Consider the following 16,223-nt stretch of genomic DNA (forward strand, 5'->3'; position numbering starts at 1 on the left):
GGCGCTCAATGCTGCCATCGAAGCTGCCCGCGCGGGTGAGCAAGGCCGTGGCTTCGCCGTGGTCGCCGACGAAGTGCGCAACCTGGCCTCGCGCACCCGCCAGGCCACCGATGAAATTTCCGGAATGATCCAGAGCATTCAGCAGGAAACCGGGAATGCCATCAGCACCATGGAACACGGCAATGTGCTGATGCAGGAAGGCCTGTCGCGCAATGCCGATGTCGCCTCGGCCCTGGCGCGCATCGACGAGCAAAGCCGCTCGGCCGGTCAGCAGTTCGCCGCAATCACCACCGCTACCCAGGAGCAGAGCAGCACCGCGACGCTGCTCAGCAGCAATTTGCAGAGCATTGCGCTGGCCAACAGCGAGCAGCGTGAAGTGGTGTCGAACCTGGCGATCACCGCCAAGGAACTGGAGACCCTGGCCGCGGGCTTGCGGCATGAGGTGGATCGCTTCCGCTGAGCCACTGCGATTCAAGCTGTGGGAGCGGGCGCGCTGTAGCGAGGTTTTGCGCAAGGCTCAAGTTATCGCCGCCGGGCGGTATTGCAAAGCCTCTTGCAGATGGTGGCGGGCAATGGCGTCTTTTTGTTCCAGGTCCGCCAACGTACGCGCCACCTTGAGCAAGCGATGAGCCGCCCGCAACGAAAGCGTGAGTCGTTCGCATGCGCTTTCCAGCCAGCTTTCATCGACCTTTTCCAGCTTGCAGTACGCGCGCAGGGCCGGCAGATCGAGGAACGCGTTGGCGCATCCCTGGCGTTGTTGCTGGCGCTCCCGCGCGTTGGCTACCAAGGCGGCCGTTATCGCGGTGGTGTCGCCGTTCTGCTGTGCCGGGCTCAGCGCCGTGGCCTCCCGCGCAACGGTCAGGTGCAAATCTATCCGGTCCAGCAACGGCCCCGATAGCTTGTTGCGATACCGCTGAATCTGCTCCGGCGTACAACGACAGCGCCCACTCGGTTCGCCCATGTATCCGCAGGGACAGGGGTTCATGGCGGCCACCAGTTGGAAGCGTGCCGGGAAGCTAACGCGATCGCGGGCGCGGGAGATGACGATGTGTCCCGACTCCAAAGGCTCGCGCAGCACCTCCAGCACCTTGCGATCAAATTCCGGCAACTCATCCAGGAACAGCACACCGTGATGGGCCAGCGTAATTTCCCCTGGTTGTGGCTTTGCTCCCCCACCCACCAGCGCGGGGCCGGATGCCGAGTGGTGCGGCTGGCGAAACGGCCGCTGCGGCCAATGGCTCAATGGTGCCAGGCTGACCACGGATTGAATCGCCGCCACTTCCAGCGCTTCCTGCTCGCTGAGTGGTGGCAGCAAGCCCGGCAGGCGGCTGGCGAGCAGTGTCTTGCCGGTGCCGGGCGGCCCGCTGAGCAGCAGGTTATGCGCCCCCGCCGCTGCGATCAGCAGGGCACGCTTGGCAGCCAATTGGCCCTGGACTTCACTGAGGTCCGGGTAAGGCTTGTTCAAATACAGCAAGCCGTCCGACTTGTAGGGCTCGATCGGCACGTGCCCATTCAAGTGCGCCACCACCTGCAGCAGGTGATCCACCGCAATCACCTTCAACCCTGAGGCCAGGCACGCTTCCTCAGCATTCGCGCTGGGCACTATCAAGGTGCGCCCGGCCTTGCGCGCCGCCAGTGCGGCCGGCAACACACCTTTTACCGCGCGTACTTCGCCGGAAAGCGCCAACTCCCCCAGGCACTCAACGTCATCGAGCATCAACGCCGGCACCTGCACGCTGGCCGCGAGGATCCCCAGGGCAATCGCCAAATCAAAACGCCCGCCGTCCTTTGGCAGGTCGGCGGGCGCGAGGTTGAGCGTGATGCGGCGCGCCGGGTATTGCAGGGCCGAGTTGAGAATGGCGCTGCGTACGCGGTCCTTGCTTTCCTTCACCGCAGTTTCCGGCAAACCCACCAGCGTCAGTGACGGCAACCCATTGGCCATATGCACTTCGACGGTGACGGCGGGGGCTTCGACGCCGATCTGGGCGCGGCTGTGGACGATGGCGAGGGACATGCTCGTTCCTTGAAATGGGAAGCCGCTTCCTGCGGGTTATTCAAGGGTAGACGAGGTGGGGATGAGCACAGCAGGGAGGTTTTACAGAACGTATCCGAGGCGCGACGCAAAATAATGTGGGAGCGGCGTGCTCGCGAATGCGGCGGGTCAGCCAACCAATTCGGTGGCTGACCCGCCGCATTCGCGAGCAATACCGCCCCCACATGGGGCCGCGTTCTATTCAGCAGACGGTGGAATCAGCCGCGTTTCCAGTTCTGCCACCTTCGCCTCCAGGCTCTCCAGCCGCGCACGCGTGCGGGCCAATACCACCATCTGGCTGTCGAACTCTTCACGGCTCACCAGATCGAGCTTGCTGAAGCCACTTTGCAGCAGTGCCTTGAACTGGCTTTCGATTTCATTGCGGGGCAGCGGTGTGTCGCCGCTGAACAGGCGAGAGGCGTGGCCGCTCAGGGCGTCGAGAAAGTCTTTGGGCGCGAGCATGGGGCATATTCCGGAAAACAGTTGGCAGGCAGTGTATCACGCAGGGTCGATAGTCTTTTCACCGCCTGGCGCGCACGCTTTTCGCGCATCGGGGAGGGCGCTGGCGCACTGTTTTGATGCGCATCACCGCTGCCCGAAAGCCCCCCGGGTGGGCATTCGCGGGCAATGCGCTGATTTCAGTGATTTTTACGGAGCTGGCAAGGTTTCTGCTTAGACGATCATGACCCATGCACTGATGCAGTCGCTGTGACGAATGCAGTGCGCCGACGGATCAGGGGTACAGGTTTTCGTCACCAGTGGTTCGCTGGCGTCGCCGCGGTAAATGCCGAGGCGACGATGCGTTACAAAGCCAGGCACTGCGCTTAGACTTGAGACGGGTTTGTTTTCCTGGGGCAAGTCCACCAATTCGGGAGAGAGTTTTCATGAAGCTAGTCACTGCCATCATCAAGCCGTTCAAGTTGGACGACGTACGCGAGTCACTGTCCGAAATCGGCGTGCAGGGCATTACCGTTACTGAGGTCAAGGGCTTCGGTCGGCAGAAGGGTCATACCGAGCTGTATCGCGGCGCGGAATACGTGGTCGATTTCCTGCCGAAGGTGAAGATTGATGTCGCCATTGACGACAAGGATCTTGACCGGGTTATCGAAGCGATAACCAAGGCCGCCAACACCGGCAAGATCGGTGACGGCAAGATCTTTGTGGTCAATCTGGAACAGGCTATTCGCATTCGTACCGGCGAAACCGATACCGACGCAATCTAAGCCGCCAAACCCCAACGCCCCAGGAGAAAACACTATGACTCTGCGTAAATTCGCAGGGCTCGGAGCCCTGTTGTCCATCGTAATGCCCAGCCTTGCATTGGCGGCGGACGAAGTGGCGGCTCCAGTCCTCAATTCCGGCGACACTGCCTGGATGCTGACCGCCACCGCGCTGGTGCTGTTCATGACCATTCCTGGCCTGGCGCTGTTCTACGGCGGCATGGTCCGCTCCAAGAATATCCTGTCGGTGATGATGCAGTGTTTTGCCATTACCGGCCTGATCAGCATCCTGTGGGTTGTTTACGGTTACAGCATTGCGTTCGATACCACCGGTATGGAACAGGGCGTAGTCAACTTCAATTCCTTCTTCGGCGGCATGGGCAAGGCGTTCCTGGCGGGGGTCACTCCAGCCAGCATCACCGGGCCGGCGGCGCTGTTCCCGGAAGCGGTGTTCATCACCTTCCAGATGACGTTTGCCATCATTACCCCGGCGCTGATCGTCGGTGCATTCGCTGAGCGCATGAAGTTTTCCGCGATGCTGATCTTCATGGCTATCTGGTTCACTCTGGTCTATGCGCCGATTGCACACATGGTCTGGAGCGGCAACGGCGGCCTGATGTGGGATTGGGGCGTGCTGGATTTTGCCGGTGGCACCGTGGTGCACATCAACGCCGGTGTGGCTGGCCTGGTGGCGTGCATCGTGCTCGGCAAACGTAAAGGCTTCCCGACTACCCCGATGGCACCGCACAACCTGGGTTACACCTTGATCGGCGCGGCCATGCTGTGGATCGGTTGGTTCGGCTTTAACGCCGGTTCCGCTGCCGCAGCCAACGGCACGGCCGGCATGGCGATGCTGGTCACCCAGATTGCGACCGCTGCCGCTGCGCTGGGCTGGATGTTCGCCGAGTGGATCACCCACGGTAAGCCAAGCGCACTGGGCATCGCCTCGGGCGTGGTGGCCGGCCTGGTGGCAATCACGCCAGCCGCCGGCACCGTGGGCCCGATGGGCGCTCTGGTGATCGGCCTGGTCGCCGGTGTGATCTGCTTCTTCTGCGCAACCAGCCTCAAGCGCAAGCTGGGCTACGACGACTCCCTGGACGCCTTCGGCGTGCACGGCATTGGCGGTATCGTCGGTGCGATCCTCACCGGCGTGTTTGCAGCCCCGGCACTGGGCGGCTTCGGCACCGTGACTGACGTCGCTGCACAGGTCTGGATCCAGTGCAAAGGTGTGGGCTTCACCGTGATTTACACGGCGATCGTCACCTACGTCATCCTCAAGGTACTGGACATGGTGATGGGCCTTCGCGTCACCGAAGAGGAAGAGGCGGTCGGCCTTGACCTGGCGCAACACAACGAGCGCGGTTACAACTTGTAAATACGCGAAAAAAAGATGCCCGGCTTGCCGGGCATTTTTTTGTCTGGCGTTTGTCTTTGACTATAAGTTGCATGGGTTTTGCGTCGACTTTGTGATGGGATCCACACGGCACTTTTACGGGTGCGAATGTCTTACAGGCATGTAGGCGTATTCGGCACTTTGTTTTTTTCCAGAGCGCGCTAGAATGCGCGCCGATGGGCGGAGAACTGTATGTGGCAACAGACCCTGATTACTCTGCGGGCCAAGCCTCGGGGCTTTCACTTGGTGACTGACGAGTTGCTTGCCGGCCTGCCTGAATTGAAGGCGTGTCGCGTAGGCCTGTTGCATCTGTGGCTGCAGCACACCTCGGCCTCGTTGACGGTCAACGAGAATGCCGATCCGGCGGTTCGCCGTGACTTCGAGCGTTTTTTCGACTTGCTGGTGCCGCAAGGCCAGGCAGGATTCGAGCACAACGACGAAGGTCCGGATGATCTGCCGGCGCACTTCAAGGCCAGTCTCCTGGGCTGCCAGCTGAGTTTGCCGGTGAAGGCCGGCCGCTTGGCGATGGGGACCTGGCAAGGTGTTTATCTGGGCGAGCACCGTGATCATGGCGGTGCTCGTAAAGTCCTCGCCACCTTGCACGGTGACGAGGCATAAGCCACTGGTGATCCGGTGGATGTTGATTTTTTTCCAGCAACCTCGACAGAGAGTGAAGCTGGGCTATAACTAATCTGCTTTTCGCAAGTCATGAGGTAGAACATGAGCGACGATGATCTGGAAAACGACGACCTGGAAGTAGGTGACGACGACGACACCGAAGAAAGTCTTGAAGCGGCGACTGACGACGTTGCTGAAGACCTGGATGACAGTGCTGGCGATGAAGCCGCTCCCAAAGCTAAAGGCAAGGCCAAGGCTGCTGTTTCGGTAGACGAGCTGCCCAGCGTTGAAGCAAAGAACAAAGAGCGCGATGCCCTGGCCCGTGCGATGGAAGAATTCCTCGCCAAAGGCGGCAAAGTGGTCGAAGTCGAGCCCAACGTGGTTGCGGATCCACCGAAGAAGCCGGATAACAAGTACGGCAGCCGTCCTATCTAAGGTCAGCTAACTGCTTGTAGGAAGAAACCCGCCGTCGCTGCGGGTTTTTTCATGTCTGGAACCCTATTGAGTTGCGCGCTAGTTCCAGATGCGCAGCAGCGGCGGTAACTCTGCCAAGTCGCGAATTTCGGCATCCGGGCGCTTTTCGCCTTCCCAGGACTTGCCCGTCGGGTTGAACCACACCGCCCGCAGCCCCGCCTGCTGCGCTCCGGCAATGTCATCGCCTGGATGATCGCCAACATGCACCGCTGCGCCGGCCTCCACGCCGCCGCGCTGCAATGCCTCTTGAAACAATCGCGCATCCGGCTTGGCGATACCGATATCTTCGGCGCGCAGGGCAAAGTGGAAGTAATCCGCCAGACCCACGCGCTGTACGTCTGCATTGCCGTTGGTGATGACCCCCAGCAGGAAGTGCTGGCGGAGCGCTTTGAGCATCGGCTCGGCTTCGGGGAAGACGGTGAGCTGGTGTCGCGCATGAATGAATGCCTCAAAACACACATCGGCCATCTCCGCGGCTTCAGGCTGTGGGTAGCCGGCCTCTTCGAATGCCTGCAGCAATACGCGGTGGCGCAAGAGGCTGATGCGGTGCTTGAGTTCAGGGTGATGCTGCAGCACCTGCTGGCGCAGGCTGGCGAAATGCTCCAGGGGCAGGTCGCCCACCTTGGACGCGTTGACCGCCAGCCATTCGCGCATTGACGCTTCGGCGCCGATGATGACGGGAACGTTGTCCCAAAGTGTGTCGTCCAGGTCGAAGGTGATCAGCTTGATACTCATGAGTCGCCGTCCTTGATGCGTTTGGCCCGTGGATGGGCGCTGTCATACACCGTCGCCAAGTGTTGGAAGTCGAGGTGGGTATAGATTTGCGTGGTCTTGATATCGGAGTGGCCGAGCAGCTCCTGTACCGCGCGCAGGTCTTGGGACGACTCCAGCATGTGGCTGGCAAAGGAGTGCCTGAGCATATGCGGGTGCAGGTTTTGCCCCAGTTCCCGTTCGCCGGCGGCCTTCACGCGCAACTGAATGGCCCGTGGCCCCAGGCGTCGGCCCTGTTGGCTGATAAATACCGCGTCGTCTTTCGGGTTGGCCAGCGCCCGCAACGGCAACCACAGTGCCAGGGCTTCACGGGCTTTCCTGCCGACGGGCAACACACGTGTCTTGCTGCCTTTGCCCAGCACCTGCACCAGCCCGTCCGCGAGGTCCAGTTGATCAAGGTTCAGGCCGGTCAGCTCCGAGAGGCGCAGGCCCGAAGAATAGAACAGCTCGAGGATCGCCTGGTCGCGGTGCGCCAGAAAGTCATCCTCGACCGCGCCATCGAGCAGTTGCAGGGCGCGGTCGGTGTCCAGGGTCTTGGGCAGGCGCCGCTCGCCTTTGGGCGGCGACAGGCCGTTGGCCGGGTCGTGGTCGCACAGGCCTTCGCGGTTCAGGTAGTGATAGAGCCCGCGCACCGCCGACAGCAGGCGCGACAGGCTGCGCGAGGACTGGCCTTGCTGGTGCAGCCGCGCGACCAGGCTGCGCAGGCTCTGGATATCCAGGGCTTTCCAGCCGGCAACCTGGTGTTTTTCGCAATACGCCAGGACCTTGTTCAAGTCCCGCCGGTAGGCGTCCAGGGTATGAGGCGACACCTGGCGCTCGTTGCGCAGGTGAGCGCAATAAGCGTCCAGTTGCCGTTCCATGGCTAGCGCACCGCGCGCAGGGCAGTGGTGAAGCGTGGCAAGACGCGGCCCAGCACTTCGGCGATATAGGTCAGGAACAGGGTACCCACCGAGCTTTTGTAATGCGCCGGATCGCGGCTGGCGATGGCCAGTACGCCGTGCAGGCCTTGATGGCTGAGGGCAACCACGGCGGTGGAGCCGATCTGTTTGCGCTGTTCGGCACCAAACAGGAAGTCCAGCTCGTGTTCGCGCAGAGTGCCGCTGATGGTCTTGCCTTCCGAAAGCAGGCCGCCGATTGCGGTTTGTGCTTCGCCACCACTGACCCAGCGACCCACCGGCATCGGGTTATCGCTGAACAGGATCAGGCTGACAAACGGCACCTGGAAATCCTGGCGCAGGCTGTCTTCCACGGCCATCACCGTTTCTTCCAGGCTGACGGCGTCCATCAGGGTCAGGATCAGGCGACGGGTCTTGTCAAACAGGCGATCGTTGTCGCGGGCTACGTCCATCAGGTGCGAGAGCCGGTGGCGCATTTCGATATTGCGCTCGCGCAGGATCTTCATTTGCCGCTCCACCAACGACACGGTATCGCCGCGTTGATGAGGGATGCGCAACGCCGGCAGCAATTCTTCGTGCTCGACGAAGAAGTCCGGATGAGCCTCAAGGTACGCCGCGACCGCAGCGGCCTCCAGGCTTTCACTTGAGGGGACGTGTGCGGGTACTTGAGGCTTATCGGTCATTGGTTTGGCTCACTCATAGACGGACCTGTCCTTCGTATACACGCGAGGCCGGCCCGGTCATCATCACCGGGTGACCGAGGCCTGCCCATTCGATGGACAAGCGCCCACCCGGCAGGTCGATCAGCAGCGGCGAATCCATCCAGCCCTGGCTGATCGCGGCCACGGCGGCGGCGCAAGCACCGGTGCCGCAGGCCTGGGTTTCGCCGGCGCCGCGCTCCCACACACGCAGTTGCGCGCGGGAACGGTCGATCACCTGCAGGAAGCCCACGTTGACCCGCGCCGGAAAGCGCGGGTGGTGTTCGATCTTCGGTCCCAGTTCATGCACGGGCGCATTGTTGATGTCATCGACCCGCAGCACCGCATGGGGATTGCCCATGGACACGGCGGCGATAGCCACGGTGGTGCCGTCCACATCCAACGCATAACTGAGCGCCTGCTCGGGCGCCTGGAACGGAATGTCCGCCGGCTCCAGGCGTGGCGCGCCCATGTTGACGCTGATCTGGCCGTCACTGCGGATATCCAGTTCGATTACGCCACCCTTGGTCTCGACGCGAATCTGGCGCTTGGCGGTCAAACGCTTGTCCAGCACAAAGCGAGCAAAGCAGCGCGCACCGTTGCCGCACTGTTCCACTTCAGAACCGTCGGAGTTGAAGATCCGATAACGGAAATCCACCTCCGGGTTGGTCGGCGCTTCCACCAGCAGTAATTGGTCGAAGCCAATACCGGTATGCCGGTCGCCCCATTGTTTGGCGTGCTTGGGCAGGATGTGCGCGTGCTGGCTGACCAGGTCGAGAACCATGAAGTCATTGCCCAGTCCGTGCATCTTGGTAAAACGCAGCAGCATGGCTTACTCCGGCAGCAGGCTTTCGCCAGCATACAACTCGGCTACCGTCTCGCGGCGACGCACTTCAAACGCTTGATCACCGTCCACCAGCACCTCGGCGGCTCGACCGCGCGTGTTGTAGTTGGAACTCATGACAAACCCATAGGCACCGGCCGAATGCACGGCCAGCAGGTCACCTTCTTCCAGAGCCAGCTGACGATCCTTGGCCAGGAAGTCGCCGGTCTCACAGATCGGGCCGACGATATCGTACGCACGCGCCTCGCTGTCGCGCGGTGTCACCGCTGTGACGTTCATCCAGGCCTGGTACAGCGCCGGGCGGATCAGGTCGTTCATCGCCGCATCGACGATGGCGAAATCCTTGTGCTCGGTGTGCTTGAGGTATTCGACCTGGGTCAGCAGCAAACCAGCGTTGGCGACGATATGGCGGCCCGGCTCGAACATCAGCGTCAGGTCGCGACCTTCGATGCGCTCGCGCACGGCCTTGATGTAGTCGGCAATCAACGGCGGCTCTTCATCGCGATAACGCACGCCCACACCGCCACCCAGATCGATGTGGTGCAGGTAGATGCCGCATTCGCCGAGGCGGTCGATCAGCGCCAGCAGGCGGTCGAGAGCATCCAGGAAAGGCGGCAGGGTGGTCAGTTGCGAGCCGATATGGCAGTCGACGCCCAACACTTCCAGGTTCGGCAATTGGGCGGCGCGGATGTACACGTCTTCGGCGTCGGCAATGGCGATGCCGAACTTGTTCTCTTTGAGACCGGTGGAAATGTACGGGTGCGTGCCCGCATCGACGTCCGGGTTGACGCGCAGGGAGATCGGCGCGCGAACGCCCATCTCGGCGGCCACGACCTGCAGGCGCTCCAGCTCGTCGGTGGACTCGATGTTGAAGCAGTGCACACCCACTTCCAGGGCGCGACGCATGTCTTCGCGGCTCTTGCCGACGCCGGAGAACACGATCTTGTCGGCCTGGCCGCCGGCGGCCAATACACGTTCCAGTTCGCCACGGGACACAATGTCGAAACCAGCGCCAAGGCGCGCCAGGACATTGAGTACACCCAGGTTGGAGTTGGCTTTCACCGCATAGCACACCAGATGCGGCACGCCTTCCAGGGAGTCGGTGAACGAGCGGTATTGCGCTTCGATGTGGGCGCGCGAATACACATAAGTCGGGGTGCCAAAGCGCTCGGCAATCGCGGACAGCGCCACGCCTTCCGCGAACAGCTCGCCGTCCCGGTAGTTAAAAGCGTCCATGAGGGTCCCTTAGTAAGTGTCGTGCTTGTGCGCCTTGGAAGGCTTTTGCGACGACTGCGCCTGTTCGTTGGGGTCTTTGCTGTCGTCGGGCAGGTACAGCGGGCCTTTCTGACCACAGGCACTAACGAGGCAAGCGACCGCGACGAGCGCAGCAAGGGAAGAGATCAGGCGCTTCATGGCGAAATCCTTGAATATGCATTAATTGCGCCCGAGTATACCGACCACCCGCCAGCTTGCCTATGCGCCGGAATACCCGTCCGGCGGGGGTTTGCCGAGATAGTCAGGAAGCAGGCTACGCTGGCTGAGGATATTTCGTACCGCCAGCTGTGATGAAATCGGTATCCTTTGCAATCGGTGGGGCGCGTCCGTATCGTGCGGCGCTTGAGCAGAACCAGACACTTTTGAGGTTGCCACAATGAGTTTGACCGAAGCCCGTTTTCACGACCTGGTGGATGCGACCCAGCAGGCGCTGGAAGATATTTTCGACGACAGCGGCCTGGACGTGGACTTGGAAAACTCGGCCGGCGTGCTGACCGTCAAGTTCGAGAGCGGGCAGCAACTGATCTTCAGTCGCCAGGAGCCATTGCGTCAGCTGTGGCTGGCTGCGCGCTCCGGTGGCGTTCACTTCGACTACGACGAAGAGAGCGGCAAATGGCAGTGCGACAAGAGTGAAGAGCTGCTGGGCGAGATGCTTGCGCGCCTGGTCCAGGAATATACCGGCGAAGAGCTGGACTTTGATGAATTGAGTCAGGACGAACTCTGACCGTGACCCAGCCTGCACCCATACGCCCGCCCAAGCCGTTGTTCAGCAATGTCAGCCCGGCGGTGCCGTCACCTTGTATCAGTTTGTGTCGCCTGGACGAGCAGAAAGTCTGCCTCGGCTGCTTCCGCCACGTGGAGGACATCCGTGAGTGGCGCTCCGCCGACGATGCCAGGCGTCGAGTGATCTGCGCCGAGGCCGAACAGCGCAGGAGCCACGCCTGAGGCTGTCTTGTTTATTTGTGACGCTGTGGTAGTGTCCGGGTACACCTCAACTCATCGAGGTCCGTGAGAACCCCGCCTTTTTTGGCGGGGTTTTGCTTTTTTGTGCAGAAAAAAGGAGTCTGCCTGAATCATGACCACCGCACCGTCCATCATTCTCACCCGTCTTGACGTGCAGCGTCTGGAGCAACTGATCGACCGCTTGGGCGACGAGTTTCCAGGCGTCGAAGCGTTGCAAACCGAACTAGACCGCGCCGACGTGGTTGGCCACGATGAAGTGCCTGCAACTGTCGTGACCATGAACTCCAGCGTGCATTGCCGTGAACAAGGCAGTGGCAAGGACTATCACCTGACTCTGGTGTACCCCAAGGACGCGAATGCCGACGAAGGCAAGATTTCGATCCTGGCACCAATGGGCAGCGCGTTGCTTGGCCTGCAAGTGGGCCAGCACATTGATTGGCCTGCGCCGGGCGGCAAGACCCTCAAGCTTGAGTTGCTGAGTGTCGAAGGCCAGCCCACAGACGGCGGCGCCTTTCCTCTTTAAATCTGGTTCAGCGCTTCATTGAGCGCGAGCTCCAGCTCGGCTTTGTAGCGCAGATACAGATTGCTCGGGCTTTGCACATCACCGAGCAGGCCGGACAGGTCCAGGTCGGTGATATAGCAACGGTAGCGCTCGGCCTCCCGGCGTTGCCCGACGATCTCCCGGGCGACCACGGCAAATAGCTGGTCGCCGAATTCGAGTTCGGAATACTCCCGCTGATTGCAGTACAGGGTGATGCCCACCTGGCCTGGGGCGGCTTTGCCGATAATCGCCTGCACGTCGTAAAACGGCTGGTTGGCTGGGTTTTGCGGAGCAGGCCTTGGCTCGACCACGCGGGCGCGGGCGCTGCCCGATGGCAACAGTTGGTAGTACAGGGTTTGTACTTCGCCCAACGGCTGCTTTGTGTCCAGAGGTGACAGCGCTTCGCGGCGATAGATGATCGAGAGCAGGAAGCGCTGCAGCGGTGCGAACAGACTTTGTTCATCATGGAACGGCAAGCGCTGCTGCCAGAGGGCATTGAATTCGTCGAGTACATACAGCTCGGCGATGTCTTCATTGATCCGGTAAAACACTTGTATGCAATCGGCCATGCCCATGGGCAGCAGAAGCGCCAGGTCGTGGTCTTCCAGCGCCATGGCGTCCAGGTGCCATGGGCTGTAGCTGGCCAGCTCTTCGCTGAGGTAGGCGATCAATGCGTCCTGGGTCGGCAGCGGCACGTGGGTGGCTTGGCCGGGGGTCAGTTCCATGACGTGATAATGCTGCTGCACCTGGAGCAGGTAGCGGTGATTGCCTTGGCCGAGCAGCAGATTCTGTGCGGTGTCGAATATCTCTTCCACGCGCTGGGCAATGAACTGCGCTCGGTTGTGACAGAAGCAGCGCACCCGCAACCGCGGCAAATGATCCGACGGGAGTTGGTTGAGGTAGTCGCGCAGGCAATCGAGCAACGCATGGGGGCCGTCGTAGCGGCTGACCATCACCTCGTTCCAGCTGTTGAGTGTGACCTGATCCAGGGTCAGCACCAGGTTTTCACGTACGCCGGCGTAACTCAGGGAGTCGGTGCGTTCGGTGGTCATCAGAATATTCAGGTCGCGATGATGCTTGAGTGGGTCGATGCCGACGTTGATCAGCAACAGCACTTCTTCCGGCACCGCCGAACGCAACAGGCGAACCTCATCGACGCTGGCCATGGGCAGGGCGATGGTCTGTTGCAGGCTGCCCAGCAGGTTGAACAGCTCGAACTCGGTCATGTCGCTGACGCCAGGGTGCAGCGCCAGGCGCGTGCTGCTGTCGATCACGCCGTTGCGATGGCACCAGGTGAGCATTTCCAGCAGGTCGCGGCTGCGCTTGATGGGCGCGAAATGCTCCCATTCCAGGGCCGTGAGGTTGCCGTTATACAGGCCCCAATGGTGCTGCCCCGGCTCCTTGCGATTGGGTGAGTGCACCAGGGTCAAGGTGTCTTCGGCCAGGTCCGGGGCGATGCCGGGGTTGATGAACTCGACCTTGCCGGCCTTGCGTTCAAAGGCCGCGTACAAGCGACGGCCCAGCACATTGAGGTCGCGCTTGTTGATCAGGCTGACGGTCTGTTCCGTACGCGCGAACTGGGTGAGGAAGCGATAACTGTAGTTCAGCTCGTTGACCAGGGCGCGGCGCTCGGAGGCGACCTGACGCACTTTCCATTGGCTGCGGCTGTCCAGCAGGGCCAGTTGACGCTGCTCCCAGCCCCATTCATGGGCCAGGCGTTCCAGCAGCAGCCGTTGCCAGCTGGCGGTACGCTGGCCGGCGCTGAGCTTGCGGTTGACCTTCAGGTACAGGCTGCGCCGTACCAGTTCCAGGCGCTCCGGTTCATTGCGGGCCTTGAGGTATTCCTCGATGCGGCGGTAGACCACGATGTAAGGGTCCAGCTCATCCAGGTCCATCTGGTTGGCAAACACCGCACGCTTGAAGCGCAGGCTCAGACAATGCACGTTGGGATGTTCGCTGGCATAGACCTCGGTCAGCAGCAGCTTGAGCACCGATTTATACGGCGACTCGATACCCTTGAACAGTTGCCACAGCCCGGCGCCGATGAACTCCCCTGGGGGTATGTGCGCCAGATGGCCGAGGTCCAGGGTTTCGTCGGCGCGAATGAAGCGTTTGGAGATCAGCGTGTGGGTGAACTCGGCGTAGCGGCTTTCTTCATACACCGGCACCAGCCACCAGATCGGCGTGCGCCCGGCCAGCCAGATAGCGGTGCGGTAGAACTCATCCAGCAGCAAATAGTGCTGAGTGGTCCCGCAATCGTCGGAGCTCAGCTGCGTGTCCCGTTCACCGAGCACAAAGCGCGTCGGTTCGATCAGAAAGAAATGTGCCTCGGCTCCCATGGTCTGGGCCCAGGCTTCCAGCAGTTGGCACTTCTTGCGCAACTCGGCCAGCTCGTTTTCATTCAGGTCGGGAGCGTGGCATACCCACACGTCCATATCGCTTTGATCCGCCTGAGCCAGGGTGCCCAGGCTGCCCATCAGGAACAGGCCGTGGATCGGGCGTGGCGGGTTGCCATGGCGCGGCTTGTAGGAAAACGAACGAGTCAGGCGCTGGGCTTCAGCCAGGGCCTGGGCATCGGGTTCGAAATTCGACAACCCGGCCGGTGTGCCGCCGGATACATAGCCTGGCAGCAAGGGGTGGTTAACGTGGAAGAACAGCGGCAACAAGGTCAGCACGCTTTGTTGGCGCGGGGTCAGCCCTTCGACGGCCCGGGCCATGCGGCTTTCGTTGAGGGCCATGAAACGCGCGCGCAATTGGGTCAGCACCTTACGGTCGATGCCTTCGTCCAGGTCAGGGCGGATTTCATGGGTGCGGGTCATGTCGAACTCGGTGGCGCGCAGGGCCCGACGTGGGCGGCCGTGTAAGTTTACAGACAGTAGCGAAGGAGTTTTAGAGGGAAATGGCTGTTGGCGTCAGAATTTGTGCGTCATACCGCAACGCCCTCGGAATCCGCAGGGGGCGGACTCCATGGGCGGGATCAGGGTGTCAGGCGGCTTCTTTGGTGGTGGCGGTGGTCAGAATGGTCAGCAGGGTTTGGGCCTGCTCTGCGGCATCCCGGCCAAGGCTCGTCAGGTAGCCACCGTCCGGTTGGTCGATAAGTCCTTTCGCATGGAGGCGCTTGGCAGCGGCGATGGCGGCAGGCGCGGCGGTCTGATGGACTTTCAGGCCTTCCTTGGTGCTATCCAAGGGAAAGAGTACAAGGATTTCCAGTTCGGCAACCAACTCAGGGGTATACGACATAAGGACTCCAGACTTTCTAAAATTTATTAGAGGCTAGCAGGCCATAAGGTGAACGCACTTTGCCGAACTGTCCAGCGTGTTGCAGCGCGGCTGGATTATTCCTTCTCGGGCGGCAGCTCAGGCAGTGCTCGCAGCGCCGTTTCATACCACTCGGTATTGAAGGCGCGATCCTCGTCCAGCATGGCATCGATCTCGAAGGCCAGCACGTGAGCCATGAGATTGAGGATCTCTTCACGCTCATAACCCACTAACGTCAGCTTGTTGAACGTGGCCTTGGCCGCCGGCGGGTTGTCGCTTTCGATCTGGTTCTCGATGGCTTGGATCAGCGTGCTTTCGGTGAATTCTTCTTCGTCATTATCGATATCGGTCGGCTCGCTCATGGCAGGCTCCTCAAGGAAAGGGCGCCAGTCTACCCCCATTCAGGCGGGTGATGCTGCTGGTCAGACCGAGCCTCAACATCTATAACTCTTGCAGCCAACCCCACACCCGGCCTGGAGGCATTCGCAATGCTCAAGCTCTACGGTTTTTCTGTCAGCAACTACTACAACATGGTCAAGCTGGCGCTGCTGGAGAAAGGTTTGCCTTTCGAAGAGGTGCCTTTTTATGCAGGACAAACCCCTGAAGCCTTGGCGGTAAGCCCGCGAGGCAAAGTGCCGGTGCTCGGTGTCAAGCAAGGCTTCATCAGCGAAACCAGCGTGATCCTCCAATACATTGAGCAGACGCAGGAAGGGCCCGCGCTGCTGCCAGCTGACCCGTTTCAACGCGCTCAGGTGCTGGCATTGTGCCGGGAGATCGAGCTGTACATCGAACTGCCCGCGCGGGCGTGTTTCGCCGAAGCTTTTTTTGGCATGACGGTACCGGAGGCGATCAAGGAGAAATCCCGAGCTGAATTGTTGCTTGGTATCGCTACGTTAGGCCGACACGGTAAGTTCGCGCCTTATGTGGCGGGAGAGAGCTTCTCGATTGCTGATCTGTATTTCATGTACAGCCTGAACCTGGCCGCAGGTGTGGGCGAGAAGCTGTTTGGGTTGGATCTGCTGGCTGAGCTGCCAAAGGCCAAGGCATTGTTGGGGCGTCTGAATGAAATGCCCAATGCGCAGAAGGTGGAGGCGGACAGGCTGGCGGCGATGCCAGGATTCATGGCGATGATTGCCGCCAAGAAGTAACGAAAACGGCCGAAGATCAAAAGTGGAAGCGGGCTTGCTCGCAAAGGCGGTGTGTCAGTTGGCAGATGTGCAACTGATACAACGCCTTTGCG

The 16,223-nt window shown here is 60.9% G+C and carries 20 protein-coding genes; 9 read left to right on the forward strand and 11 right to left on the reverse strand.

Annotated features, from left to right (window positions below; translation table 11 throughout):
- Positions 1-460 (forward strand): methyl-accepting chemotaxis protein (locus tag Q1V60_RS12750; protein ID WP_300630782.1); only part of this gene is annotated, 460 nt, incomplete at its 5' end.
- A 57-nt stretch (positions 461-517) separates the two neighbouring features.
- On the opposite strand, the gene Q1V60_RS12755 is transcribed toward Q1V60_RS12750, so the two are convergent.
- Positions 518-2,014, reverse strand: a complete 1,497-nt coding sequence (locus tag Q1V60_RS12755; protein ID WP_300630785.1) for a YifB family Mg chelatase-like AAA ATPase — start codon at positions 2,012-2,014, stop codon at positions 518-520.
- 216 nt (positions 2,015-2,230) lie between these two features.
- Positions 2,231-2,494, reverse strand: a complete 264-nt coding sequence (locus tag Q1V60_RS12760) for an accessory factor UbiK family protein (protein WP_300630787.1) — start codon at positions 2,492-2,494, stop codon at positions 2,231-2,233.
- Between the two features lie 422 nt (positions 2,495-2,916).
- On the opposite strand from Q1V60_RS12760, the gene glnK reads away from it, so the two are divergent.
- The 4 genes from glnK to sutA all read left to right on the forward strand — a co-directional run bounded on the left by glnK (position 2,917) and on the right by sutA (position 5,698).
- Positions 2,917-3,255, forward strand: coding sequence for a P-II family nitrogen regulator (gene glnK, locus Q1V60_RS12765; protein ID WP_002555808.1), 339 nt, complete (start codon positions 2,917-2,919; stop codon positions 3,253-3,255).
- Between the two features lie 34 nt (positions 3,256-3,289).
- A complete protein-coding gene (locus Q1V60_RS12770) occupies positions 3,290-4,627 on the forward strand; it encodes an ammonium transporter (RefSeq protein WP_300630793.1) in 1,338 nt (445 codons plus the stop codon).
- A 210-nt stretch (positions 4,628-4,837) separates the two neighbouring features.
- Positions 4,838-5,263, forward strand: coding sequence for a secondary thiamine-phosphate synthase enzyme YjbQ (locus tag Q1V60_RS12775; RefSeq protein WP_300630796.1), 426 nt, complete (start codon positions 4,838-4,840; stop codon positions 5,261-5,263).
- Between the two features lie 102 nt (positions 5,264-5,365).
- Positions 5,366-5,698, forward strand: a complete 333-nt coding sequence (gene sutA, locus Q1V60_RS12780; RefSeq protein WP_300630799.1) for a transcriptional regulator SutA — start codon at positions 5,366-5,368, stop codon at positions 5,696-5,698.
- A gap of 78 nt (positions 5,699-5,776) precedes the next feature.
- Here the strand turns inward: sutA and Q1V60_RS12785 are convergent, their stop codons facing one another.
- The 6 genes from Q1V60_RS12785 to Q1V60_RS12810 are packed head-to-tail and all read right to left on the reverse strand — an operon-like array spanning position 5,777 to position 10,359.
- Entirely contained in the window at positions 5,777-6,472 is a 696-nt protein-coding gene (locus Q1V60_RS12785; RefSeq protein WP_300630802.1) for an HAD-IA family hydrolase, read from the reverse strand.
- A complete protein-coding gene (gene xerC / locus Q1V60_RS12790; protein WP_300630805.1) occupies positions 6,469-7,368 on the reverse strand; it encodes a tyrosine recombinase XerC in 900 nt (299 codons plus the stop codon). Before xerC ends, Q1V60_RS12785 begins: the two co-directional genes overlap by 4 nt.
- A 2-nt stretch (positions 7,369-7,370) precedes the next feature.
- A complete protein-coding gene (locus tag Q1V60_RS12795) occupies positions 7,371-8,087 on the reverse strand; it encodes a DUF484 family protein (protein WP_300630808.1) in 717 nt (238 codons plus the stop codon).
- Positions 8,088-8,100: 13 nt separating this feature from the next.
- Positions 8,101-8,931, reverse strand: coding sequence for a diaminopimelate epimerase (gene dapF, locus Q1V60_RS12800; protein WP_300630811.1), 831 nt, complete (start codon positions 8,929-8,931; stop codon positions 8,101-8,103).
- A gap of 3 nt (positions 8,932-8,934) precedes the next feature.
- Entirely contained in the window at positions 8,935-10,182 is a 1,248-nt protein-coding gene (gene lysA / locus Q1V60_RS12805) for a diaminopimelate decarboxylase (protein WP_300630814.1), read from the reverse strand.
- 9 nt (positions 10,183-10,191) lie between these two features.
- Positions 10,192-10,359 carry a lipoprotein gene (locus Q1V60_RS12810; RefSeq protein WP_003195417.1) on the reverse strand — a complete coding sequence of 56 codons (168 nt, stop codon included), beginning with the start codon at positions 10,357-10,359 and terminating at the stop codon, positions 10,192-10,194.
- Positions 10,360-10,597: 238 nt separating this feature from the next.
- On the opposite strand from Q1V60_RS12810, the gene cyaY reads away from it, so the two are divergent.
- The 3 genes from cyaY to rnk all read left to right on the forward strand — a co-directional run bounded on the left by cyaY (position 10,598) and on the right by rnk (position 11,707).
- Positions 10,598-10,945, forward strand: coding sequence for an iron donor protein CyaY (cyaY, locus tag Q1V60_RS12815; protein WP_300630819.1), 348 nt, complete (start codon positions 10,598-10,600; stop codon positions 10,943-10,945).
- 2 nt (positions 10,946-10,947) lie between these two features.
- Positions 10,948-11,166 (forward strand): DUF1289 domain-containing protein, encoded by a 219-nt coding sequence (locus tag Q1V60_RS12820; protein ID WP_300630821.1) that lies wholly within the window; start codon positions 10,948-10,950, stop codon positions 11,164-11,166.
- Between the two features lie 130 nt (positions 11,167-11,296).
- Positions 11,297-11,707, forward strand: a complete 411-nt coding sequence (gene rnk, locus Q1V60_RS12825) for a nucleoside diphosphate kinase regulator (protein WP_300630823.1) — start codon at positions 11,297-11,299, stop codon at positions 11,705-11,707.
- Here the strand turns inward: rnk and Q1V60_RS12830 are convergent.
- The 3 genes from Q1V60_RS12830 to Q1V60_RS12840 form a co-directional block, all read right to left on the reverse strand.
- Positions 11,704-14,544, reverse strand: a complete 2,841-nt coding sequence (locus Q1V60_RS12830) for a class I adenylate cyclase (RefSeq protein ID WP_300630825.1) — start codon at positions 14,542-14,544, stop codon at positions 11,704-11,706. The genes rnk and Q1V60_RS12830 overlap by 4 nt on opposite strands.
- A 166-nt stretch (positions 14,545-14,710) precedes the next feature.
- Entirely contained in the window at positions 14,711-14,965 is a 255-nt protein-coding gene (locus tag Q1V60_RS12835) for a TIGR02647 family protein (protein WP_106575824.1), read from the reverse strand.
- Positions 14,966-15,060: 95 nt separating this feature from the next.
- Entirely contained in the window at positions 15,061-15,345 is a 285-nt protein-coding gene (locus Q1V60_RS12840; protein WP_300630830.1) for a hypothetical protein, read from the reverse strand.
- Positions 15,346-15,471: 126 nt separating this feature from the next.
- Between Q1V60_RS12840 and Q1V60_RS12845 the strand changes: the two genes are divergently transcribed.
- Positions 15,472-16,131 carry a glutathione S-transferase gene (locus Q1V60_RS12845; RefSeq protein WP_300630833.1) on the forward strand — a complete coding sequence of 220 codons (660 nt, stop codon included), beginning with the start codon at positions 15,472-15,474 and terminating at the stop codon, positions 16,129-16,131.
- Positions 16,132-16,223 lie beyond the last annotated feature (92 nt).

Origin of the sequence: Pseudomonas sp., assembly GCF_030147005.1 — a bacterium.
Taxonomy (GTDB): domain Bacteria; phylum Pseudomonadota; class Gammaproteobacteria; order Pseudomonadales; family Pseudomonadaceae; genus Aquipseudomonas.

Bases quoted from the DNA above. Each gene is read 5' to 3' on its own strand.
- Q1V60_RS12830 (WP_300630825.1), bottom strand. From the start codon at position 14,544: ATGACCCGCACCCATGAAATCCGCCCTGACCTGGACGAAGGCATCGAC.
- Q1V60_RS12755 (WP_300630785.1), bottom strand. From the start codon at position 2,014: ATGTCCCTCGCCATCGTCCACAGCCGCGCCCAGATCGGCGTCGAAGCC.
- Q1V60_RS12775 (WP_300630796.1), top strand. From the start codon at position 4,838: ATGTGGCAACAGACCCTGATTACTCTGCGGGCCAAGCCTCGGGGCTTT.
- Q1V60_RS12810 (WP_003195417.1), bottom strand. From the start codon at position 10,359: ATGAAGCGCCTGATCTCTTCCCTTGCTGCGCTCGTCGCGGTCGCTTGC.
- cyaY (WP_300630819.1), top strand. From the start codon at position 10,598: ATGAGTTTGACCGAAGCCCGTTTTCACGACCTGGTGGATGCGACCCAG.
- Q1V60_RS12785 (WP_300630802.1), bottom strand. From the start codon at position 6,472: ATGAGTATCAAGCTGATCACCTTCGACCTGGACGACACACTTTGGGAC.
- Q1V60_RS12770 (WP_300630793.1), top strand. From the start codon at position 3,290: ATGACTCTGCGTAAATTCGCAGGGCTCGGAGCCCTGTTGTCCATCGTA.
- Q1V60_RS12760 (WP_300630787.1), bottom strand. From the start codon at position 2,494: ATGCTCGCGCCCAAAGACTTTCTCGACGCCCTGAGCGGCCACGCCTCT.
- dapF (WP_300630811.1), bottom strand. From the start codon at position 8,931: ATGCTGCTGCGTTTTACCAAGATGCACGGACTGGGCAATGACTTCATG.
- Q1V60_RS12840 (WP_300630830.1), bottom strand. From the start codon at position 15,345: ATGAGCGAGCCGACCGATATCGATAATGACGAAGAAGAATTCACCGAA.
- Q1V60_RS12795 (WP_300630808.1), bottom strand. From the start codon at position 8,087: ATGACCGATAAGCCTCAAGTACCCGCACACGTCCCCTCAAGTGAAAGC.
- lysA (WP_300630814.1), bottom strand. From the start codon at position 10,182: ATGGACGCTTTTAACTACCGGGACGGCGAGCTGTTCGCGGAAGGCGTG.
- xerC (WP_300630805.1), bottom strand. From the start codon at position 7,368: ATGGAACGGCAACTGGACGCTTATTGCGCTCACCTGCGCAACGAGCGC.
- sutA (WP_300630799.1), top strand. From the start codon at position 5,366: ATGAGCGACGATGATCTGGAAAACGACGACCTGGAAGTAGGTGACGAC.
- Q1V60_RS12835 (WP_106575824.1), bottom strand. From the start codon at position 14,965: ATGTCGTATACCCCTGAGTTGGTTGCCGAACTGGAAATCCTTGTACTC.
- glnK (WP_002555808.1), top strand. From the start codon at position 2,917: ATGAAGCTAGTCACTGCCATCATCAAGCCGTTCAAGTTGGACGACGTA.
- rnk (WP_300630823.1), top strand. From the start codon at position 11,297: ATGACCACCGCACCGTCCATCATTCTCACCCGTCTTGACGTGCAGCGT.
- Q1V60_RS12845 (WP_300630833.1), top strand. From the start codon at position 15,472: ATGCTCAAGCTCTACGGTTTTTCTGTCAGCAACTACTACAACATGGTC.